The sequence below is a fragment of the Streptomyces sp. NPDC045899 genome (genome assembly GCF_056431485.1).
The window spans coordinates 1-21,690 of record NZ_JBWKKP010000048.1 but is presented as its reverse complement, the minus strand read 5'-3'; the positions used below and the strand labels follow the sequence as shown (position 1 = coordinate 21,690).

General features: G+C 72.9%; 19 protein-coding genes. 8 read left to right on the top strand and 11 right to left on the bottom strand.

Going from position 1 to position 21,690, the window contains the following annotated elements; genetic code table 11:
• Nucleotides 1-44: 44 nt before the first annotated feature.
• From AC07FT_RS35925 to AC07FT_RS35915, 3 genes are read left to right on the top strand one after another with little or no spacing between them, the layout of a single operon-like run.
• Complete coding sequence (locus tag AC07FT_RS35925; RefSeq protein ID WP_479180357.1) at nucleotides 45-530, top strand: DUF4442 domain-containing protein; 486 nt, start codon at nucleotides 45-47, stop codon at nucleotides 528-530.
• Between the two features lie 48 nt (nucleotides 531-578).
• Nucleotides 579-824 (top strand): DUF6332 family protein, encoded by a 246-nt coding sequence (locus tag AC07FT_RS35920; RefSeq protein WP_479180356.1) that lies wholly within the window; start codon nucleotides 579-581, stop codon nucleotides 822-824.
• Complete coding sequence (locus AC07FT_RS35915; RefSeq protein WP_479180354.1) at nucleotides 821-1,723, top strand: DUF2797 domain-containing protein; 903 nt, start codon at nucleotides 821-823, stop codon at nucleotides 1,721-1,723. The genes AC07FT_RS35920 and AC07FT_RS35915 overlap by 4 nt, the downstream gene beginning before the upstream one ends.
• A gap of 235 nt (nucleotides 1,724-1,958) precedes the next feature.
• Here AC07FT_RS35915 and AC07FT_RS35910 read toward each other — a convergent pair whose 3' ends face one another.
• The 3 genes from AC07FT_RS35910 to AC07FT_RS35900 all read right to left on the bottom strand — a co-directional run bounded on the left by AC07FT_RS35910 (nucleotide 1,959) and on the right by AC07FT_RS35900 (nucleotide 5,568).
• Nucleotides 1,959-2,624, bottom strand: a complete 666-nt coding sequence (locus AC07FT_RS35910) for a response regulator transcription factor (RefSeq protein WP_471207054.1) — start codon at nucleotides 2,622-2,624, stop codon at nucleotides 1,959-1,961.
• A 14-nt stretch (nucleotides 2,625-2,638) separates the two neighbouring features.
• Nucleotides 2,639-4,018, bottom strand: coding sequence for a sensor histidine kinase (locus tag AC07FT_RS35905; protein WP_479180352.1), 1,380 nt, complete (start codon nucleotides 4,016-4,018; stop codon nucleotides 2,639-2,641).
• Between the two features lie 308 nt (nucleotides 4,019-4,326).
• Nucleotides 4,327-5,568, bottom strand: a complete 1,242-nt coding sequence (locus AC07FT_RS35900; RefSeq protein WP_471207020.1) for a geranylgeranyl reductase family protein — start codon at nucleotides 5,566-5,568, stop codon at nucleotides 4,327-4,329.
• Nucleotides 5,569-5,722: 154 nt separating this feature from the next.
• Here AC07FT_RS35900 and AC07FT_RS35895 point away from each other — a divergent pair, with 154 nt between their 5' ends.
• The gene (locus AC07FT_RS35895) at nucleotides 5,723-7,120 is read left to right on the top strand and encodes a M20/M25/M40 family metallo-hydrolase (RefSeq protein ID WP_479180351.1); all 1,398 of its coding nucleotides are present in this window, start codon (nucleotides 5,723-5,725) and stop codon (nucleotides 7,118-7,120) included.
• A gap of 308 nt (nucleotides 7,121-7,428) precedes the next feature.
• Here AC07FT_RS35895 and AC07FT_RS35890 read toward each other — a convergent pair whose 3' ends face one another.
• The 4 genes from AC07FT_RS35890 to AC07FT_RS35875 form a co-directional block, all read right to left on the bottom strand.
• Nucleotides 7,429-8,541, bottom strand: coding sequence for an NUDIX hydrolase (locus tag AC07FT_RS35890; RefSeq protein WP_479180349.1), 1,113 nt, complete (start codon nucleotides 8,539-8,541; stop codon nucleotides 7,429-7,431).
• Between the two features lie 347 nt (nucleotides 8,542-8,888).
• Nucleotides 8,889-9,815 (bottom strand): carbohydrate ABC transporter permease, encoded by a 927-nt coding sequence (locus AC07FT_RS35885; RefSeq protein WP_479180348.1) that lies wholly within the window; start codon nucleotides 9,813-9,815, stop codon nucleotides 8,889-8,891.
• Nucleotides 9,812-10,726 carry a carbohydrate ABC transporter permease gene (locus AC07FT_RS35880; protein WP_479180347.1) on the bottom strand — a complete coding sequence of 305 codons (915 nt, stop codon included), beginning with the start codon at nucleotides 10,724-10,726 and terminating at the stop codon, nucleotides 9,812-9,814. Before AC07FT_RS35880 ends, AC07FT_RS35885 begins: the two co-directional genes overlap by 4 nt.
• Nucleotides 10,727-10,738: 12 nt before the next feature.
• Nucleotides 10,739-12,022, bottom strand: a complete 1,284-nt coding sequence (locus AC07FT_RS35875) for an ABC transporter substrate-binding protein (RefSeq protein WP_471207005.1) — start codon at nucleotides 12,020-12,022, stop codon at nucleotides 10,739-10,741.
• A gap of 212 nt (nucleotides 12,023-12,234) precedes the next feature.
• Here AC07FT_RS35875 and AC07FT_RS35870 point away from each other — a divergent pair, with 212 nt between their 5' ends.
• The gene (locus tag AC07FT_RS35870; RefSeq protein WP_479180346.1) at nucleotides 12,235-14,304 is read left to right on the top strand and encodes an NPCBM/NEW2 domain-containing protein; all 2,070 of its coding nucleotides are present in this window, start codon (nucleotides 12,235-12,237) and stop codon (nucleotides 14,302-14,304) included.
• A 135-nt stretch (nucleotides 14,305-14,439) separates the two neighbouring features.
• Here AC07FT_RS35870 and AC07FT_RS35865 read toward each other — a convergent pair whose 3' ends face one another.
• Nucleotides 14,440-15,423 (bottom strand): ROK family protein, encoded by a 984-nt coding sequence (locus AC07FT_RS35865; RefSeq protein WP_479180345.1) that lies wholly within the window; start codon nucleotides 15,421-15,423, stop codon nucleotides 14,440-14,442.
• Nucleotides 15,424-15,555: 132 nt separating this feature from the next.
• On the opposite strand from AC07FT_RS35865, the gene AC07FT_RS35860 reads away from it, so the two are divergent.
• Entirely contained in the window at nucleotides 15,556-16,620 is a 1,065-nt protein-coding gene (locus AC07FT_RS35860) for a LacI family DNA-binding transcriptional regulator (protein WP_479180344.1), read from the top strand.
• A gap of 149 nt (nucleotides 16,621-16,769) precedes the next feature.
• Nucleotides 16,770-17,219 (top strand): FxLYD domain-containing protein, encoded by a 450-nt coding sequence (locus AC07FT_RS35855; protein WP_479180342.1) that lies wholly within the window; start codon nucleotides 16,770-16,772, stop codon nucleotides 17,217-17,219.
• An 87-nt stretch (nucleotides 17,220-17,306) separates the two neighbouring features.
• Here the strand turns inward: AC07FT_RS35855 and AC07FT_RS35850 are convergent, their stop codons facing one another.
• Complete coding sequence (locus AC07FT_RS35850) at nucleotides 17,307-17,690, bottom strand: SHOCT domain-containing protein (RefSeq protein WP_432040700.1); 384 nt, start codon at nucleotides 17,688-17,690, stop codon at nucleotides 17,307-17,309.
• A gap of 170 nt (nucleotides 17,691-17,860) precedes the next feature.
• Between AC07FT_RS35850 and AC07FT_RS35845 the strand changes: the two genes are divergently transcribed.
• A complete protein-coding gene (locus tag AC07FT_RS35845; protein WP_479180340.1) occupies nucleotides 17,861-18,490 on the top strand; it encodes a GAP family protein in 630 nt (209 codons plus the stop codon).
• Between the two features lie 31 nt (nucleotides 18,491-18,521).
• On the opposite strand, the gene AC07FT_RS35840 is transcribed toward AC07FT_RS35845, so the two are convergent.
• Both AC07FT_RS35840 and AC07FT_RS35835 read right to left on the bottom strand, forming a co-directional pair.
• On the bottom strand, nucleotides 18,522-19,844 hold the full coding sequence (locus AC07FT_RS35840) for a hypothetical protein (RefSeq protein ID WP_479180338.1): 1,323 nt from the start codon (nucleotides 19,842-19,844) through the stop codon (nucleotides 18,522-18,524).
• Nucleotides 19,845-20,187: 343 nt separating this feature from the next.
• Entirely contained in the window at nucleotides 20,188-21,477 is a 1,290-nt protein-coding gene (locus tag AC07FT_RS35835; protein WP_479180336.1) for a DUF6986 family protein, read from the bottom strand.
• Nucleotides 21,478-21,690 lie beyond the last annotated feature (213 nt).

The window sequence follows — 21,690 nt, the reverse complement described above, 5'->3', positions numbered from 1 at the left end:
AAGTGGAGTTACCAGTGAGTAACAAATCATGTTAGCTTCCAGCCATGTCTCGTCGATCGCTGTCCGCACGGACCCTGCGCCACGGAATGAACGTGTGGCCGCCCTACCTCTTCGCCGGTGTGCGGGTGCTCCACCTCGCCGACGACTGGAGCAACGCACGGGTCCGGCTGCGGCTGCACCGCCACAACCGCAACTATGTGGGCACCCACTTCGGCGGCTCGCTGTTCGCGATGGGCGACCCGTTCTGGATGCTGCTGACGATGAACAGCCTCGGCCGGGACTACATCGTCTGGGACAAGGCCGGGGAGATCGAGTTCGTCTCACCCGGCCGCGGGGACGTCTTCGCCGACTTCAAGCTCACCGAGGACCGGCTGGAGGAGATCCGCGAGGCCACGGCGGACGGCGACAAGGCGCTGCCCTGGTTCGAGAACGATGTGGTGGCGGACGACGGTACGGTCGTGGCCCGCGTGCGGAAGCAGCTCTATGTGCGCCGCAAGCACCGTGAGGACCACCGGGCCGACACCGGCTGACCACGGACGACCGCGGGGGACCGCGGCGAGGAGCGAGGACTGGGACGTATGAGCGGACCCCGTGACGAGAACGACCGCGACGCCGTGACGGTGGAGATCGTCTTCGCCGTCGTCACCGGCGCTCTGCTGGCCGCCGTCCTCTTCCTCGCCCTCGCGGGCCCCGTCCTCTTCGGCGGGCTGGGCGAGGACCACGAGGCGGTCTGGGTGCGGAGCGCCGGAGCGGTGGCCACCGCCGGATTCCTGCTGCGCGTCCTCCAGGTCCTGTGGTGGCAGCCCCGCAAGAGGCGTGGATGACCGAGGGGGACCCGCACCACTGGGTGTGCGCCGGACCGCGCTGGAGCCGCTCCGGGCCCGCGCTGGTGTGGCGCCATCCGGTCCGTGGTGAGCGGGTCTCCCCGCTGGACGGGGACCGTCCGCTCGCCTTCACCACCGGATCGCGGCGCGGCTGTGTCGGGGTGCGCCGGGGGGCCCGGCACACCCCGTGCCCGACCGGGGCCGAGGTGGGGGACTCGGCCGTCTCGGCGCAGTGCCCGGAGTGCGCCCGGCTGGACCGCTCGTACTCGGTGGCCGCCGACACCCGCACCGACGACCCCCGGCCGTACGACGTCTACCTGGCCTGGTTCGGCCCGGAGCTGATCAAGGTCGGGATCACCGCGGCCGAGCGCGAGGGCGTACGGCTGCTGGAGCAGGCGGCGCTCTCCTACGCTCTGCTGGGCCGCGGCCCGCTGATGGCCGCGCGGCGCGCCGAAGCCGTCCTGGGCACCGCGCTCGGGGTTCCGGACCGCTTCCCGTACGCCGCCAAGCGGGCCGCGCGCGAGACACCGCCGCCCCCGGAGGAACGGGCCGCCCAGCTCGCCGCCCTCCACGGCAGGGCCCGGGCCCTGCCCGGGCTGCCGGAGTCGCTCACCGTCGCGGAGTTCGCCCCCGTCCACCACGACTCCGCGTTCCGGCTGGACCGGGTGCGGCCGCTGGACGGGGTGCTGCGGCTCACCGCCGACCGCGCGGTGGCGGGCCGTATCGACGCCGTCGCGGGCCCCGACGTCCATCTGACCGCGACGGACGGCCGCGCGCTGCTGCTGGACGCCCGCCACCTGGCGGGCCGCCGGCTCGCCGCCGCCCCGCCCGGCACCGTGACCACGGTGCCGGTGACCGCGCCGGAGCGGGAGCCCGAGGGCCCCGACGCCCTGTTCTGACGGGTTCGCTCCAGGGCGGCCCCTGGGCCCTGTCCTGCCGGTGTTCGTGGATCAGGCCGCGGCGTCCGGTGCAGGGGGCACGTCCCAGCTTCGGCCGGGGCGGCTCGCGCGGCGGAGGGTCGTTCTTGTACCGGGCGTACCCGAACGATCCCGACAACGCGGCGAGCGGCGATGCCAGGCGTCGCGGGCCCACGAAGACGGGCAGGACAGGGCCTAAGGCACCCGGCCCGGCCCCTCAGCCCAGCCAGCCCGGCCGGACCAGCCCGGACTCATAGGCCAGGACGACCAGTTGGGCACGGTCGCGGGCACCCAGCTTCACCATCGTCCGGCTCACATGGGTCTTGGCGGTGAGCGGACTGACGACCAGCCGGCGGGCGATCTCCTCGTTGGACAGCCCGATGCCCACCAGGGCCATCACCTCGCGCTCCCGCTCGGTCAGCTCGGTGAGCGCCGACGCGGGCGCGGGCGCCTTGGAACGGGCCGCGAACTCGGCGATCAGACGGCGGGTGACCCCGGGCGAGAGCAGGGCGTCGCCCTCGACCACGGCGCGTACGGCGCGCAGCAGTTCATCGGGTTCGGTGTCCTTGACGAGGAAGCCGGAGGCGCCCGCGCGGATCGCCTCGAAGACGTATTCATCGAGTTCGAAGGTGGTCAGCATGACCACCTTCACCCCGGCCAGCGCGGGGTCCTCGGTGATCCGGCGGGTCGCGGCCAGCCCGTCGAGCAGCGGCATCCGGATGTCCATCAGGACGACGTCGGGGTGTCCCTCGCGCACCTGGGCCAGTGCCTCCTCGCCGTCGGCGGCCTCGCCGACCACCTCGATATCCGGCTGGGCGGCCAGCAGGGCGCGGAACCCCGCGCGGACCAACACCTGGTCATCGGCCAGGGCCACCCGGATCACACGGTCCACCCCGCTCACGGCGCCTCCTCCTCCGGCCCGGCCGCCACCGTACCGGCCGGACGGCCCAGCGGGATGCGGGCGCGGACGCGGAAGCCGCCGTCCGGGCGCGGGCCCGCCTCGACCGTACCGCCGAGCGCAGCGGCGCGTTCGCCCATGCCGACCAGGCCGTTGCCACCGCCGGACGTCCGGTCCGCGGGCCCCGTCCCAGCAGTCTCCGCGGAGGTCGCCGGGCCGTCGTCGTCCACCCGCAACTCCAGTGCGTCCGGGGCCCAGCGGAGCCGGACCCGGGCGGTCCGGGAGCCGGAGTGGCGGACGGTGTTGGTCAGCGCCTCCTGGACGATCCGGAACGCGGCGAGGTCGGTGCCCGGCGGCAGCGGGACACGCCGGCCCTCCTCCGTCACCTCCACCGTCAGTCCAGCGCTGGCCGCCTGCTCGGTCAGTTCGCCGAGCCGGGCCAGCCCGGGGGCGGGTGAACGCGGCGCGGCGCCCGGGGCGCGCAGGGTGTCCAGCACCTGCCGGACCTCACCCAGCGCCTCCTTGCTGGCGGCCTTGATGGTGGTCAGCGCGGTCCGGGCCTGTTCGGGGTCCTGGTCCAGGAGGGCGAGCCCCACCCCCGCCTGGACGTTGATGACCGAGATGCTGTGGGCGAGCACGTCATGCAGTTCGCGGGCGATCCGCAGCCGCTCCTCATCGGCCCGGCGGCGCGCCTCCGCCGCCCGCTCGGCCCGCTCCCGGGCCCACTGCTCACGCCGGACGCGGACGAGTTCGGACGCGGCGACGACGGCCGTCACCCACGCCGCGACGGCCAGCTCCTGTCCCCAGGAGGCCGGGCCGTCCCCGCCCGGCGGCAGCCGGCGGTACAGCCAGTGCCCGATCACCACACGGCCCGCCCACAGCAGTCCCAGGGCGCTCCAGGCCGCGATCCGCCGCCCCGCGGCGACCGCGGCCACGGAGGCCACCACCACGCTGACGAAGACCGGGCCGTTGGGATAGCCGGCGCCGAGGTAGACCACGGTCACCGCGGCCGTGCCGAACACCGCGAGGCGTGGGTGCCGATGGCGTACGAGCAGCAGCGCGGGCCCGGCGAGCAGCAGGGCGTAGCCGAGCGGACCGAGGTCGGGCCGGTCGGGCTGGTCGTGTGCGGCGAACCGGGTCCCGACGAGCTGGATGACCGCGACGGCGGCCGAGGAGCGCCACGGCACCCGTCCCGCGCCCCGCGGCTCCTCCCCCGCAGCCTCCTCACCGGCCCACCAGGGGCCCCGGCCGCGGCGCCAAGGCGGCCCGAAGGGGCGGTGACCGGACGGCGGCCACCAGCGGCCCCGTACGGCCCGGCCGCCGTGCGGACCTCCTGCCCGTCCTCGGCGCGGGTCGCGTTCCCCCGGTGCATCGTGCATACCCGCCACGCTAGACGGCTCCGACCTGCCGCGTCGTCCATCCGACGCGGTGCTCCGGCGTACTCCCCGGGGAGTAGCCCGCTGCCGGCCCGGGGGGGGGGGGGGGGGGGGGGGGGGGGGGGGGGGGGGGGGGGGGGGGGGGGGGAGGGAGAATGAGCGGCGGGGGGGGGGGGGGGGGGGGGGCGGTGTGTGATGTCTTGCTGCGTAACGCCCCCCCCCCCCCCCCCCCCCCCTTCCCCCCCCCCCCCCCCCCCCCCCCCCCCCCCCCCCCCCCCCCCCCCCCCCCCCCGGCACTTCCCGCGGAGCGTTCAGCCGCGGTCCATCGCCATCAGGGCGCGGCGGGCGGCGGGGTGGCTGCGGACGAGTTCGGCGAGGGTGGTGGTGCCCCGCGTGATCTTGGTGAACGCCCGCCACGCCGGGCGGAATCCGGTGATCGCCGCGTGGAAGACCCCGGGCCGGCGGGCGAAGGCCGCGTACATCCGGCGGCCCACGCCCATCTCCACGCCCAGCCCCGCCTTGATGGCGAACGCGTAGTTCAGGGCCTGGCGACGGGCGTCGACCGCGTCATGGGCCTCGGCGATACGGACCGCCCACTCCCCCGCCAGCCGCCCCGAGCGCAGCGCGAAGGAGATGCCCTCGCGGGTCCACGGCTCCAGCAGACCGGCCGCGTCCCCGCACACCAGCACCCGGCCCCGGGAGAGCGGGGAGTCGTCCGAGCGGCAGCGGGTGAGGTGGCCGGAGGAGATGCTGGGTTCGAAACCGGCGAGGCCGAGCCGGGCGATGAAGTCCTCGAGGTAGCGCTTGGTCCCGGCGCCTTCGCCACGGGCTGAGATGACGCCGACGGTCAGGGTGTCGCCCTTGGGGAAGACCCACCCGTAACTCCCGGGCATGGGGCCCCAGTCGATGAGCACCCGGCCCGCCCAGTCCTCCGCGACGGGCGGCGGCACCGGGATCTCGGCTTCGAGGCCGAGGTCCACCTGGTCCAGCTTCACCCCGACATGGGCTCCTATGCGGCTGGCGCTGCCGTCCGCGCCGACCACCGCGTGGGCGAGCAGCGTCTCGCCGTCGGCGAGCACCACGGCGACGGTACGGCGGTCCGGCACCGAGGGGCCGTGCTGTTCGACGCGGGTGACCGCGACACCGGTGCGCAGATGGGCGCCCGCGTCCTTGGCCGCCTCGACCAGACCGGCGTCGAACTCCGGCCGGTTGATGAGGCCGAAGAGCGCCTGCTTGGAACGGCGGGTGCGGGAGAGCTTGCCGTTCATCGAGAAGGTCACCGCGTGCACCCGCTCGCGCAGGGGCAGTTCGAAGCCGGGCGGCAGGGCCTCCCGGGACGGGCCGATGATGCCACCGCCACAGGTCTTGTAACGGGGCAGTTCGGCCTTCTCCAGCAGCAGCACCCGGCGGCCCGCGCAGGCGGCGGCGTAGGCGGCGGAGGCACCCGCGGGGCCCGCCCCGACCACCACCACGTCCCACACCGACTCGTCGCCTGGCGCTGCCGAAGGCTCTGCCGGGGACTCCCCGTTCCGGTCCGTGTTGTCGCTGCTCACGTGTGCTTCCGCTCCCAGTCGGCCGACCTGATCAACGTGCGTCCCCCCACCGTCCGCATCCTACGGCGCGGCGGTGCGTGACCCCGCTGTGGGATGATCGCGGCACCGGATCAAGCCGTACACACGTGCCCATCACAGCACAGGAGTGTCCCCCATGGAGCAGGCACCACACGTCCCGGCCGCGGACCACGCGCACCACACGGCGCTGGCCGCCACCGTCGCCGCCCTGCAGCCGCGCGCCAAACGGGAACTGGCCGAATTGGTGGCCTTCAGGTCGGTCGCGGACCCGGCGCAGTTCCCGCGCGCCGAATGCGAGGCGGCGGCCCGATGGGTGGTGGAAGCCCTGGAATCGGAGGGTTTCCGGGATGTCGCGCTGCTGGACACCCCGGACGGCACACAGTCCGTCTACGGGCTGCTCCCCGGCCCGGCGGACGCCCCGACCGTGCTGCTCTACGCGCATTACGACGTGCAGCCGCCGCTGGACGAGGACGCCTGGCTCAGCCCGCCGTTCGAGCTGACCGACCGTGACGGCCGCTGGTTCGGACGCGGCACGGCGGACTGCAAAGGTGGCTTGATCATGCACCTCACCGCGCTGCGCGCGCTCAAGGAACACGGTGGTGTCCCGGTCAACGTCAAGGTGATCGTGGAGGGTTCCGAGGAGCAGGGCACCGGCGGTCTGGAGCGCTATGCGGAGGCGCATCCGGACCTGCTCACGGCCGACGCCATCGTGATCGGTGACGCGGGCAACTTCCGGGTCGGGCTGCCGACGGTGACGGCCACGCTGCGCGGGATGACGCTGCTGCGGGTGTCGGTGGACACGCTCGAGGGCAATCTGCACTCCGGCCAGTTCGGCGGTGCGGCACCGGACGCGCTCGCCGCGCTGATCCGGATGCTGGACTCGCTGCGCGCCGAGGACGGTTCGACCACGATCGAGGGTCTGGCGTCGGACGCGGTGTGGGAAGGGCTCACCTATGAGGAGGAGGACTTCCGCAAGGACGCCAAGGTGCTGGACGGGGTCGAGCTGATCGGCGCGGGCACGGTCGCGGACCGCATCTGGGTGCGCCCGGCCGTCACGGTGCTCGGCATCGACTGCCCGCCGGTGGTCGGCGCGACCCCCTCGGTGCAGGCGAGCGCGCGGGCGCTGGTGAGCCTGCGGGTGCCGCCGGGTGTGACGGCGGAGGAGGCGAACCGGCTGCTGACCGAGCATCTGCGGGCCGCGGCCCCGTGGGGCGCCCGGGTCGGGGTGGAACAGATCGGCTCGGGCCAGCCGTTCCGCGCGGACACCGGCAGCCCGGCGTACGAGGCGATGCGGTCGGCGATGCGGGTGGCCTACGACGGCCAGGACATGGCGACCGCGGGCCAGGGCGGCTCGATCCCGCTGTGCAACACCCTCGCCTCGCTGTACCCGGAGGCGGAGATCCTGCTGATCGGGCTGAGCGAACCGGAGGCACAGATCCACGCGGTCAACGAGAGCGTCTCACCGGAGGAGTTGGAGAAGCTGTCGCTGACCGAGGCGCTGTTCCTGACGTCGTACGCCTCCGGCAAGCACTGACGCCCACCCGCACCGGCCGGGGCGACGCCGACGCCGGTCACCGGGGAGGTCCTGGGCGCGCTCCGGCCTCGGGCCCGGGAAGGCCGTTCAGCTCCCCGGGGCCCCATCGGCCCACTCCCGCGGCACGGGCAGCCGGGCCCAGGTCACCGGTCCGCGCTGACGCCTCCGAGCGGTTGCGGTCGGGCCCCCGGCAGGAGCCACTGGGCGCCGGGCGCCCGGCGCCCGAGCGCTCCAGCGCGACGCCGGTCGCCGGAGCGCTCCTGCCCCGGCCGGAGGGAGGCCGCTCAGCTCCCCGGGGCCGGGCCCCGTCAGCCCGCCGTGCCGGGGAGCGCGGCCGGGTCGGGTGGGGGGTCGGCCAGGGTGGCGTCCAGGGTGGACGCGTCCAAGGGGCCCGCGGGGACGCCCGCCTCGAGGTAGAGGGGACGGCCCTGCTCCCGGGCGCGCAGCGCCCACCGCAGCCGGTGCAGCCGGACCGGCGGCAGCATCCCGGCGGCCTCGGTCTCGGTGGCGAAACGCCACCCCCGCAGTTCGGAGCCGGGGAGCAGCAGATCATGGGCGGCCTCCGTGGTGAGGCGGCCGCCGTCGAACAGCAGGCGCAGACCGCCGAAGCCGGGCGGCTGGGGCCGTTCCCAGTCGGCGACCAGCAGCCGCAGCGGGGCGTCCAGCCGGATCCCGAGTTCCTCGGTGACCTCACGCACCCCGGCGTACATCGGAGCCTCGCCCGGTTCGACCACCCCGCCCGGGAACTCCCAGCCGGGTTTGTAGGTGGGATCCACGAGCAGCACCCGGTCCTTCTCGTCGAACAGCAGCACCCCGGCGGCGAGCGTCGCGGCCGTCGGCTCGGGGGTCTGCACGATGTCGCAGTTCCCGGCGCCGTCGCGGACGGCGTCCGCGATATGCGCGGCGGTCTGGCGCGGGGTGAGCCCGGTGGTGTCCACGACATGGGCATCGGTGGTCAGCCAGCCCAGGGCCGCGCGGTAGGGCGCGAGGTGGTCCAGAGCGCGGCGGCGGACGGACTCACTGGCGTCCGGATCGCCGGGAACCGCCTCGCGCTCGGCTATTCGCTCGCGAAGGATCGTTTCATCGGAGTGCAGCAGAACATGCCGGACCGGTATCCGGCGAGCGGCGAAGGCGCCGAAGATCTCATCCCGGTACTCCTGTCTGAGGACCGTCATCGGGATCACCAGCGGACCCCCGACCTCCGCGATCAGGGCCGCCCCGGTGTCCACGACCAGCCGCCGCCACGAGGGCAGCTCCTGGTGGTCGGACACCTCCTCCAGGCGCTTGCGCGGCAGCAGCTTGCGCAGGCCGTCGCCGACCACCTCCGGGTCGTAGAACGTGCTGCCGGGCATGAGGTCCACCAACTCGCGGGCCACGGCGGTCTTGCCCGCACCGAACGCACCGTTCAGCCAGACGATCACATTTCCCCCTATTCATCGCCTCCTGACAGTTGCCCGCATCACCCTGTCACGGAAACGCCGGATCGCCTCGGAGTACGGGATCCGGCGGGATCCCGCCGGATCCCGCCCTCCCGCGCCGGATCCGGCCGCACCACAACACCCGTCGCGGGGGGGGGGGGGGCGAGGGGGGGGGGGGGGGGGGGGGGGGGGGGGGGGGGGGGGGGGGGGGGGGGGGTGCGGTGCTTTTCCCCCCCCCCCCCCCCCCCCCCCCCCCCCTCCTCCCCCCCCCCCCCCCTCCCCCCCCCCCCCCCCCCCCCCCCCGCCCCCCCCGCCCCCCCGATACGGACGCGCCAGGGGGTGGTGCCCGCTCAGCCCTTGCTGGCGCCGAGGGTCAGTCCGGCGATGAAGTGCCGCTGGAGCAGCAGGAAGACCAGCACCGTGGGCAGCGCCACGATCACCGAACCCGCCGCCAGCAGGTTGTAGTCGGTGAAGAACTGCCCGCGGAGGTTGTTCAGGGCGGAGGTGACCGGGAGTTTGTCCCCGTTGGAGAGGAAGACCAGCGCCCACAGGAAGTCGTTGTACATCCAGGTGAACTGGAGGGTCCCCAGGGCCGCGAGCGCCGGCCGGCACAGCGGGAGGGTGATCCGCCAGTACTGCGTCCACACCCCGGCGCCGTCCACCCGCGCCGCCTCGACGATCTCCATCGGCAGCGTGCGCATGAAGTTGGCGAGGACGAAGACGCAGAAGCCGACCTGGAACGCCACCTGGACGGCGAGCACCGCCCAGTAGGAGTCGTACATCGTCATCGAGTCCGACATCCAGTACGGCAGGTCGATCTTGTTGAAGAACACATAGAGCGGGGTGACGATCACCTGCTGCGGCAGCAGATTGCCCGCCGTGAACACCATCAGCAGGACCAGTCCGCCGCGCATCTGGAGCCGGGTGACGGCGAACGCCACGAACGAGGCCAGGAACAGCGTCAGCAGCACCCCGGGCACCGCGATGATGAGCGAGTTGACGAAGTACTTGCCCATACCGGAGTCGCTGAACGCCTGCCGGTAGTAGTCGAACGACAGATGGCGCGGCAGCGAGAAGTAGCCGTGCTCGGCGGTCTCCTCGTACGGACGCAGCGAGGCGTAGACGGCGAGCAGCAGCGGGGCGAGGAAGGCCAGCGAGACGGTCATCAGGAAGGCGTGCACGCCGAGCCTGCCGGGACGCACCCGGGGCCGCCCGCGCTTGGCCGGTTCCACGGTGGCGGCGGGCCGCGCCGGGGCCGACGATGTGGTGACGGTCATCCCTTCTTCTCCCCTCGCAGCTCCTGGACCAGGTAGGTCACGATGAATCCCAGGGACACGGTGAGCAGGACGACGGCGATGGCGGAGCCGAATCCGATTCTGCTGGCCTCACCGATGATGTTGTCGGTGACCAGGACGGAGAGGAGTTCGAGTCCGTTGCGGCCGTGATTGATGGCGTAGACGATGTCGAAGGCGCGCAACGCCTCGATGACGGTGATGACCAGGACGATCACATTGACCGGCCGCAGCGTGGGCAGCACGATCCGGAAGAAGGTCTGCGCCTCGCCCGCCCCGTCGATGGCGGCGGCCTCCTTGAGCGAGGCGTCCACGGATTTCAGCCCGGCCAGGTAGAGGATCATCACGTATCCGGTGTGCCGCCAGGCCGCGGCGATGAGCACCATCCAGATGTTGAGGTCGGGGTCCCCGAGCCAGTCCACCGGGTTGTTCTCGTTGCCGAGCACGGCGTTGAGCGCGCCCTGGTCCCGGGAGAAGACCAGTTGGGCCATGAAGCCCACGATGGCGAGCGAGAGCACCACCGGCATGTAGATGGTGGACTGGTAGAACCGGCTGAAGCGGACACCCCGGTCGATGAGCACCGCGAGCAGCAGTCCGAAGGGCGTGGCGACGAGTCCGAGGAAGGCCAGCCAGAGCAGGTTGTTGCGGACGGCGGGCCAGAACGGCGGGTAATCGCTGAAGAGGGCCCGGTAGTTGTCCCCGCCCACCCAGGTGATGTCGCCTATGCCGTCCCAGCTGGTGAAGGACAGGCCGATGGAGGCCAGGGTGGGGCCCCAGATGAGGGCCAGGTCGATCAGGACGGGTATGCCCAGCAGCACACCGATGACGGCGAGGTCGCGGCCTGTGAACTTCCGCGGCCCCGTCCGTCCGGCACGCCGCGCGGTCTTGAGCGGCACTGCGCGATTCTCCTAGCTGGCGGCGAAGATGGTCTTCTTCTGGGACTCGATGTCCTTCGTCAGACCGTCGATGTCATCGGGGTCGTTGATGAACTGCTGGATGGCCCGGATCATGACCTGCGAGGCGAAGTCGGGGCGGGTGTCGCGGTCCATGAACTGGGATATCTGCTTGGCGCCGGAGACCAGTTCGGCGGCCTTCTTCTGGAGCGCGTTGTAGGAGTCGGTGGACGCGTCCTTGTGGACCGCGACGTTGTTGGGGTCCCGGATCAGGTACTTCTCCTCGGCGGCCGGAGTCGCCAGGTACTTCAGCAGCTCCTTGGCCTCCTTCTGCTTCTTGGACTTCTTCGACAGCAGGAAGCCGTCGATCGGGGCCTCGACCGCGTCCTGGCCGTAGGCGGAGTCGATCTCCGGGAAGGGGAAGAAGTCGAGGTCGCCGCGGTCGGCGTCGGAGAACTGCTGACCCGGGTGGGGCAGTCCGAAGACCGCCATCCCGGACTTCTTCTGGGCCAGGCTCTGCGCGGCCTCCTGCCAGGTCCGTCCGTTGGCGCCCTTCTGGTGGTAGGGCATCAGACCGCGCCACAGGTCGAAGACGTGCTTGACCTTGCGGTCGGTCCAGGACTCCTTGCCCGCCATCAGCGAGATGTGGAAGTCATAGCCGTTGGCGCGCATGTTGAGGTAGTCGAACGTGCCCATGGCGGGCCAGCCGTCCTTGTCGCCGAAGGCGAAGGCGTCGAGGCCGTCCTTGTCCATGCGCTTGGCCAGGGCCCGGTACTCGTCGAAGGTCTTGGGTATCTCGTAGCCGCGCTGTTCGAAGACGCTCTTCCGGTAGAAGACCGCCCAGGGGTAGTAGTAGTACGGCACGAAGTACTGCTTGCCGTCCTTGCCCGTGGACTGCGCCTTGAGCGCCCCGGAGAACCCGTCGAAGCCATCCCAGAGGTCGCTGATATCGGCGAGCAGCCCCTGCTGGGCGAAGAACTGCATCCGGTATCCGGCGAACCACATGAACACGTCGTCCGGCGTGCCCTTGAGATAGCGGTTGATGTTCTCCTGGAACGACTCGTGGTCAACGGTGTTGACCTTGACCTTCTTGTCGGACTTCTTCTCGTAGGCCTTGAACACCTCGGCGAACGCCTTGCGCGGTACGGCGTCCGATGCGTTGGAGCCGATCTTGACTTCCTTGCTCGGGCCACCACAGGCGGTGAGCAGCGTCGGGAGGGCGACCGCCCCGGCTCCGACCGCGGTGCCCCGAAGCAGCGCACGGCGGGAGATCCGATGTTCTGACGATGACTGTGCCATGTCCCCCTCCACGGAGGTTAAATCCAACACAAACGAACGTGAGTGAAGGGATCACACCCCCCGCGCGCCCCCTCGTCAAGGGTTTTGGCGAGCTATCGGCCAACTGTTATCAGTTCGCTTCCAACAGACTTCAACATGCTCTACCGTAAACGCTCGTAGCTGTTGCGGCCATGACAGGTCGCGACAGGCGCCGAGACCAGAGGAGCCGCACGGTGCGCCATTCGTCTCTTCGTACGACCCGGTCAAGATTCATAGGATGTCTGGGGGCAGTCGTTCTCACCGCGGTGGGTCTGTCCGTCCCCGCCGCCGCCCAGCCGTCGCCTGCCACCAAGGCCACGGCATCATCGTCCGCATCGGATGCCTCATCCCCCTCAGCCGACGGAGACGGGCTCGCCCTCACCCCTCCGATGGGTTTCAACAACTGGAACTCCACCCACTGCCGGAAGGAGTTCAACGAGGACATGATCAAGGGCATGGCCGATCTCTTCGTGTCCAAGGGACTGAAGAAGGCCGGCTATGAGTACATCAACCTCGACGACTGCTGGGCACAGCCCGGACGCGACGCGGACGGCAAACTGGTCCCGCACAAGGAGCGCTTCCCGAACGGCATCAAGGCCGTCGCCGACTACGTCCACGCCAAGGGCCTGAAGCTCGGCATCTACACCAGCGCCGGTACCCACACCTGTGACGTCCTCGGCTTCCCCGGAGCGCTGGGCCATGAGGAGTCCGACGCCCGGCAGTTCGCCGACTGGGGCGTCGACTACCTCAAGTACGACAACTGCCATAACCAGGGCGTCGACGCCAAGCAGCGCTACCGCGCCATGCGTGACGCGCTGAAGAAGGCGTCCGAGGCGACCGGCCGCGAGATCGTCTACAGCATCTGCGAGTGGGGCGAGAACGAGCCCTGGGAGTGGGCCGAGGACGTCGGCCAACTCTGGCGCACCACCGGCGACATCAGCGACAACTGGGGCAGCATGCTGAGCATCGCCAAGAAGAACCTGCCCCTGGCGGAGTACGCGGGCCCCGGCCACTGGAACGACCCCGACATGCTCGAGGTCGGCAACGGCGGGATGACGGACACCGAGTACCGCAGCCACTTCTCCCTGTGGTCGATCATGGCCGCACCGCTGCTGATCGGCACCGATCTGCGCAAGGCCACCCCTGAGACCTTTGAGATCCTGGAGAACTCCGAGGTCATCGCGGTCGACCAGGATCCGCTGGGCCGACAGGGGAAGGTGGTCTCCTCCCGGGACGGGCGCTGGGTCATCGCCAAGGAGATGAAGGACGGCAGCCGCGCCGTCGCCCTGTTCAACGAGACCGACCGGCCGCAGCGCATCTCCACCACCGCCGCCGAGGCCGGGCTGCCCGGCGCCCGGGGGTACCAGCTGCGCGATCTGTGGCAGCACCGCAGCTACCAGACCGCCGGTACCGTCTCGGCCACCGTTCCCGCCCACGGCACCGTGCTCTACCGCGTCTCCGCCGACCGGAAGTGGGCCTCCTACCCGCCCGCCGCCGACCTCGGCCTGACGGGCACCGCGATGGCGGAGGCGAAGACCCCGGCCGCGCTGGACACCACCGTCACCAACCTCGGCCGCGGCACGGCCCGTTCGGTCGCGGTCAGGCTGACCGGCCCCGAGGGCTGGACCGTCCGGGCCACCTCCCCGTCGCGCACCGCCTCCCTCGGCTCCGGCCGCACCCTGACCACCCACTGGCGGATCACCCCGCCCGCCGGCGCGAGGCCCGGCCCGTACGACCTGAAGGTGCGCGCCGACTACCGCTCCCCGCGCGGCGCCGAGGCCCGTACGGAGCTGCCCTCGACGGTGCACGTGGTGGTGGCGCCGCCCTCCGGCGTGTCCTCCGCGGGCGATCTGCCGTGGGTGAGCGCGGGCAACGGCTGGGGCCCGGTGGAGCGGAACACCAGCGTCGGTGAACAGGCCGCGGGCGACGGTCACCCGCTCACCATCGGCGGGAAGACCTACGCCAAGGGCCTGGGCGCCCATGCGCCGAGTGAGATCACGTACTACACCGGCGGCCGGTGCTCGGCGTTCACCGCGCAGGTGGGCGTGGACGACGAGAAATGGGAGGCGGGCACCGTCACCTTCGAGGTGTGGGCCGACGGCCGGAAGGCGGCCTCGACCGGCACCCTGACCACCGCCGACTCCGCCCGCGCGCTCTCCGCCGCGATCGACGGCGCCACGACCGTACGGCTGGTCGTGACCGACGCCGGTGACGGTGACAACAGCGATCACGCCGACTGGGCCGACGCGGCGTTCACCTGCTGACGTCACCCCCGACACCCCCACCGGAAGGGCCCCTCCCCCATCCCTGCCCCGCCTCGCGCGGCAGCCCGGGGAGGGGCCCGACCGCCCCGGACGCACTCGGGCGCGAGAGGCCGGGGCGGTGGCTGACCGCCCGGCTCAACCGCCGTCCGGGGACGGGCTTGTGGGGGCCGGGGCGCGGAAACGCTCCAGCCGCTGTTCCTGGGCCGCCGCCGCGGCGGCGCCGACCAGTCCCGCGTCATTGCCCATCTGCGCCGGGACCACCTCCAGCCCCTGGACGTAGGACAGTGTCGCGTAGGAGCGCAGGGCGCGCCGCAGGGGCGCGAACAGCACCTCGCCCGCGCCCGCCACCCCGCCGCCGACCACCGCGACCTCGATCTCGACCAGGGCGGCGGTCGCGGCGATCCCCGCGGCGAGGGCCTGCGCCGCCCGCGCGAACGAGCCCAGGGCGACCGGGTCCCCGGCCCGCGCGGCGACGGCGACGGCCTCGGCGGTGGTGTCCCCGTCCGGACCAGGGCGCCAGCCGCCGTCCAGGGCCCGGCGGGCGATGTTGGGTCCGCTGGCGATGCGCTCGACACAGCCGCGCGCCCCGCACGGGCACGGGTCCCCGTCGAGGTCGACGCTGATGTGGCCGATGTGCCCGGCGTTGCCCGTGGGGCCGGGGTGCAGCCGTCCGCCCAGCACCAGCCCGCCCCCGACACCGGTGGACACCACCATGCACAGGGCCGCGCTCCGGCCGCGGGCCGCGCCCTGCCAGTGCTCGGCCGCGGTCATCGCCACCCCGTCCCCCACCAGCGTGACCGGGAGTTCGCCGGTGGTCTCCCGGACCCCGGCGACCAGCGGGAAGTCACGCCAACCGGGGATGTTGACCGGGCTGACAGTGCCCACGGAGGCGTCCACGGGGCCCGCGCTGCCGATCCCGACGGCGGCCACCCGCGCCCAGTGCTCGGTGGCCGCGAGCTCCCGCAGCACCGCGGTGACCTCCCGCAATACCGTGGCACCGGCCTCCCGCGCCGGGGTGGCGCGGCGGACCCGCACGACCGGGGTGCCGCCACCGTCCACCAGAGCGCCCGCGATCTTGGTGCCACCGATGTCCAGTGCGGCGATGAGGTCACGTGGCATGGATGTCGACTCTCCTGGTGGGCCCGGCGCCATGGGTGTGCGGGACCAGTCTTCCCTGCCGCTGACAACGTTGTCCAGAGGCTATGCTCGTCACCCCTCCGCCACCACGACCAGCGACGGGACGAGCGCACCGTGACCGACACCGCCCCGGGCCCCGCCGACCGCACCACCGCGCGCCGCTACGGCACCCGGCCCACGATGAAGGACGTCGCCGCCCGTGCCGGGGTCGGGCTGAAGACCGTCTCACGCGTGGTCAACGGCGAGCCGGGCGTCACCCCGGACACCGAGCGGCGCGTCCAGGAGGCGATCACCTCGCTCGGCTTCCGCCGCAACGACAGCGCCCGCATCCTGCGCAAGGGCCGTACCGCCAGTATCGGTCTGGTCCTGGAGGACCTGGCCGACCCGTTCTACGGACCGCTGAGCCGGGCCGTGGAGGAGGTCGCCCGCGCCCACGGGGCCCTGCTGATCAACGGCTCCAGCGCCGAGGACCCCGACCGCGAACAGGAGTTGGTGCTCGCGCTGTGCGCCCGGCGGGTCGACGGACTGGTGGTCATCCCGGCCGGACAGGACCACCGCTATCTGGCCCCGGAGATAGCGGCGGGGGTGGCCACGGTCTTCGTCGACCGCCCGGCGGGCCGGATCGACGCCGACGCCGTGGTCTCCGACAGCTTCGGCGGCGCGCGGGACGCCGTGGCCCATCTGATCGCCCACGGCCACCGCAGGATCGGTTTCCTCGGCGACCAGCCGGGCATCCACACCGCCGCCGAACGGCTGCGCGGCTATCGCGCCGCGATGGCCGGGGCCGGACTGCCGGTCGATGACGCCTGGGTCTCGCTCGGACCGACCGATCCGGCCCGGGTGCGGGCGGCGGCCACCGCGGCGCTGGAGGCCGCGGAGCCGGTCACCGCGCTCTTCGCGGGCAACAACCGGGTGACCGTCACCGTGGTCCGGGTGCTGGCCGAACGGCCCGCGCCCGCGCCCCCGGTGGCCCTCGTCGGCTTCGACGACTTCGAGCTGGCCGATCTGCTCTCCCCGGCCGTCACCGTCGTGGCCCAGGACGCGGCCCAGCTCGGCCGTACCGCCGCCGATCTGCTCTTCCGGCGGCTGGACGGCGCGGGCGGCGAGCCCCACCGGGTCGTCCTGCCGACCCGGCTGATCCCCCGCGGCTCCGGCGAGCTGCCCCCGTCCGCGCCCTGAACGGGCTGGTCCGCGGCCTGAACGGGCCCGTCCGCGGCCGGTACGCCGGGGCGTCCTGAACGGACCCGCCCCGGTTGCCCCGCCCTCCGGCCGCCCGCAGGGTGGGTGCGGAGGACCGGGACCCCGGCCGCCGGGACGAGGGAGACGTGATGAGCGGGCGCCTGATGCGGACGATCTGCGCGGTGAGCCTCATGGCCGTGCTGGCGCCCGCCGCCGGCTGCTCCGACGAGGGCGGCACCCCGTCGGCCGCGGTGTCCCGGGCCTCCGCCGCCGTGGCGTCGGCGACCGCGTCGGCCAAGGCCCAGCTGGACAAGATCGAGGGCGGCACCAAGGCCACCCGGGACGTGACGGCGGGCCCGGTGTCGCTCGACGGCCAGGGGCGCGCCACCACCCGGCTGACCGTGACCAACTCGGCGCAGCAGACCGCCTCGTACACGATCCTGGTCAACTTCCGTAACGCGGACAAGCACCTGGTTGACGCCGTGGTGGTCACCATCCGCTCGGTCCGGCCGGACACCCCCGTAAAGGCCACCGCACGCAGCCACCGCACGCTCTCCGGCAAGGTCAGCGCACAGATCGGCACCGCGGTGCGCTACTGAGCGGCACCGCGGTGCCGATGGCGGTGTGCCGGGCGGGCTCTTCCTCGGTCCGCCCCGCGCGGACGGACTCACGTCCGTCCGCGGCTCTCAGGCGGCGAGCACCTTGGCCTTGGCCCGCTCGTACTCCTCGGTCGTGATGTCACCGTGGTCCTTGAGCTCCACCAGCCGTGACAACTCCTCCGCGCGGCCGGTTCCGGCGGTCGTGCGCACGAACTCCCGGAAGTCCTCCTCGGCCTTCTCCGCACGTGCCATCTGGCGCCGGCCCATGCCCTTGCCGCGTGCCATCAGGTACACGAAGACACCGAGGAAGGGCAGGACGACCACGAAGACGGACCAGCCCGCCTTGGCCCAGCCGCTCAGCGAGTCATCGCGGAAGATATCGCCGAAGACGTGGAACAGCAGCATCAGCCACAGGACCCAGAGAAAGATCCACATCGTGGTCCAGAACACATTCAGCAGTGGGTAGTCCATCGTCTGCCTCCCGTCGGACACGCCCGGCGGGGACCACGAGGGCCCCACCCGGGCCCACACCACCAGCCTACGTCCGCGGACCGGACCGCCCCGGTCGGCGCAAGCCCGGATGCCGGACGGTCCCGGGTGCGGGGGAATGGAGGGAGGACGGACGGGGCGAAGGGCGGCCGATGGAGCTCCAGATTCTCCCGCTCGCCGTCACCATGATGGCGGGTCCGCAGATCGTGGCCGATGTGATCCTGGTGACCACGCGGCGACCGGTCCGCGTCTCACTCGCGTTCCTGCTGGGCGTGGCGATCGCGGCGACGGCCGGAGTCGCCCTCACCCGGGGGATCTTCACACTGCTGGGCCAGGTGGTCTCCCCGGGCAGCCCGGACCAGCGCGGCTCGGCCGGGACCGTGCTCCAAGTGGTGCTGATCGGGCTGCTGGTGGCGGTCGCGGTGAAGAACTATGTGAAGCGCGAGACGGTGGAACCGCCGAAGTGGCTGGGCACGCTGATGGAGGCGGGACCCGGCAGGGCGTTCGTCACCGGGATCCTGATCATCCTGCTGATGCCATCCGACATCATGGTCATGCTGACCGTGGGGGCCTCGCTGGCGCAGCATGACGCGGGGCTGGTGGCGGCATTGCCGTTCATCGGGCTCACCGTGCTGATCGCGGCGCTGCCGCTGCTGGTCTACCTCCTCTTCGGCAGCCGGGCGCGGCGGGCCATGCCCCGGCTGCGGGAGTGGCTGAACAGCCACAGCTGGGTGGTCAATATCGCGGCCTGCCTGATCTTCATCGTGCTCCTCCTCACCTGAGACAGGGCGGGGTGTGACGCCCGGTGGGCGTTCAGCCCCCGGTCCGGCCGCGGTCGGCGCCGCCGGTCCGGCCCGTCGCGGCCAGCAGGGCGATCACCGCGAGCGCGGCCAGCAGGATCAGCGCCAGGAACAGCACCGTGAGCGCGGTGGGATGGTTCCCCAGGGCGAACACGCCGGCCGGCACCAGCAGGGCCACGACGGTCAGCCCCCGCCGGTGGTCGGCCGTCCAGGTCCCGGCCCTGCCGGTGCGCACCCCGTGGTCCGCGCCCCAGCGGGCCGCCGTGTCGGCGGCCCGCTCCGCGCTGTCGCGCACCGCGCGCGGCAGCCGTCCGGGTCCGGCGAGATACGCCCCGAGGGCGATCACGACGGACAGCACCAGCACGGTGGCCACGGTGACGCGCAGAAAGCGGACCACGGTGTCGAAGATGACCGAGGCGGCGGCCCGGGAGAGCACGCTCGGCGGTACGTGCTCCAGGTAGTAGCGGCGGCCGACGACCAGGGCCAGCGCGAGCAGGACCGAGGCGGCCGCGGCGCCCAGGGCGGCGCGGGCCAGGGCCCGGCGGCGCCGGTGGGCGAGCAGCACGCCGGTGCCGCCGAGGACGAGGGTCAGCAGCGGGAGCCGGTTCCCGGCCAGGTCGAGCAGGCGGGCCGAACGCCGGATGGTGTCCAGCCGGTCGGAGTGGAAGAGGATCAGCTGCTGGTTGACGTCGGGGATGCCGTGGGCGGACGGGAACCCGGCGGCGACCAGCTGATGTCTGACCCGTTCCACGGCGGGTCCGACATTGAGCACGACGGTGTCGCCCTCGACGCCGACCGGACCGTGCCGCTTACCGGTCAGGGCGTCCACGACGGCGGTGTGGGCGGCCCGGTTGGCGCCGGTCCACACCGCGGCGAACTGCTCGCTGTGCACGATGTGCGCGGCGACCCTCCGTACCGCCTGGTCGAGGGCGGAGTCCCATTGCGGGGCCAGTCCCTCCACGGTGTCGGCGGCCTTCGGCGGAAGGCCCTGGTCGCGCATCCAGTCGGCGATGCCGGCGGTGAACTCCCGGCTGTCGCGACGCAGGTCGACGACCTCGCCGACCCGTTGCACGGCGGTGTCCTGGATGGCCGGGTCGGTGGCCAGCGGGGCCACCGTCGCCACGAAGCGGTCGGTGTTCAGGACGTTGTCGTGGACCCATACGGTCAGCACGGACGCCGGGACGAGCAGACACGCCAGCAGGATCAGCAAGGCCGACAGAACGCTCCTGACGAGTCGGCCGGGCGCGCGCGGCCACCGCCCGGCGCCGTCCCGCCCGGCCGGGGCGGACGGCACCGGCGGGGGCGGACCCGGCGGGTCGTCAGGGGCGCTCGCCATGCCACCATCTCCCGCCCGGCCCGGCCGCGCCGCATCCTGGGTGACACGTCCGGGTGAGCGGATGTGGCCGGGCGGGTCAGGCGTCCGGGCGACGGGTGAACGGGGCGGGAGCGCGGCGGTCCGGCGGCCGCCGCGGCACCGGCCGGGTGGCGCGACGCCGTGACGGGAGCGCCCGGTCGGGCACCGGCGCGGAGCACCGGCAGCTCGGATGCCGATCCGCCGGGGGCCGGCCCGGCGGCCGGTACGCGGGCGTCGCCCTCGCAGCGCTCGGGCGCGCGGCGGTGGTGCGGAGGTGGTGCGGCGGTCTCCCCCGGTTCAGCGCCCGTGGGTCAACGCATCCGGTTCAGCGCGGCGGGCCCTGCGGGGCGCGCCCGGCGAGCGCGTCGAGCTCGGCGCGGGCCAGTCCGGTCAGCCGTTCGACCTCGGCGGCGTCCAGCGCCCCGCAGTCCAGACCGCGCAGCAGATGGCCGCTGAGCGCCCGCGCGGTGGCGGGCTCGTCCATCACCGCGCCGCCCGCGCGCCGCACATAGGCGGACAGCCGTTCGGCGGCGGCCTCCAGTCCCTCGCGGTAGAAGCCGTAGACGGCGGCGTAGCGGGTGGGGAGATGGCCGGGGTGCATATCCCAGCCCTGGTAGTACGCACGGGCCAACGCGCGCCGGACGAGGCGGTGGTGGAGCCGCCAGGCGTCGTGGACGCGCTCGGCCGGGCCGACCGGCAGGACATTGGTGGACCCGTCGGAGAGCCGGACCCCGGTGCCCGCGGCGGCCACCTGCATCACCGCCTTGGCGTGGTCGGCCACGGGGTGGTCCGGGGACTGGTGGGCGGGGCTGACCCCGCAGGCCGCGCTGTAGTCGAAGGTGCCGTAGTGCAGTCCGGTGGCGCGGCCCCCGGCGGCGTCGATCATCCGGGCGACGGTGGCCCGGCCGTCGGCGCCGAGGACGGCCTGGGTGGTCTCGATCTGGATCTCGAACCCGATGCGGCCCGCCGCCAGTCCGCGGGCCCGTTCGAACTCCTCGCACAGCCGCACCATGGCGGTGACCTGCTCGGGATAGGTGACCTTGGGCAGGGTGAGCACCAGACCGCCGGGAAGTCCGCCGGCGTTCATCAGCCCGGTGAGGAAGATGTCCAGGGTGCGGATGCCGCGGTCGCGGACGGCGGCCTCCATGCACTTCATCCGGATGCCGGCGTACGGGGGCGCGGTGCCCTCGGCGTGGGCGGCGGCGAGGAGGGCGGCGGCGCGGGCGGCCGCGGCGTCCTCCTCACTGTCGGGGCGCGGACCGTAGCCGTCCTCGAAGTCGATGCGCAGGTCCTCGACCGGTTCGCGCTCCAGCTTGGCGCGCACCCGGCGGTGGACCGGCTCGGCGAGCGCGTCGGGCAGACCGAGGACCGCGGCGAAGGAGGCGGCGTCGGGGGCGTGCTCGTCGAGGGCGGCCAGCGCCCGGTCGCCCCAGGAGCGGACGGTGTCGGCGGTGAAGGCGTCGGCGGGGACGTAGACGGTGTGCACGGGCTGGCGGGTGCCGGGGTCGCCGGGGTAGCGCCGGGCGAGTTCGGCGTCGACGGCGGCGAGGGAGGCGGCGACTCCGTCGCGTACGGCTCCCGGAAGGCTGGTCTCCACCGTTTCGCGCCGGACCATTCCCGCACCTCCACGCCTCGACCACAGCGGAACAGCTCTTTCAACAATTCGTTGAAAGAACGTATCCGGGCGGCGGAAGCGGGTCAACACCCGCGCCCGGTGGGCGGGAACGCGTCCGGGACGGCCGTGGGGCCCCGTACGCGGTGTGCGTTCGGGGCCCCACGGGTCTGTTCGGTGGGGGTCAGCCCTTGCGGGTCTTGACCTCTTCGGTGA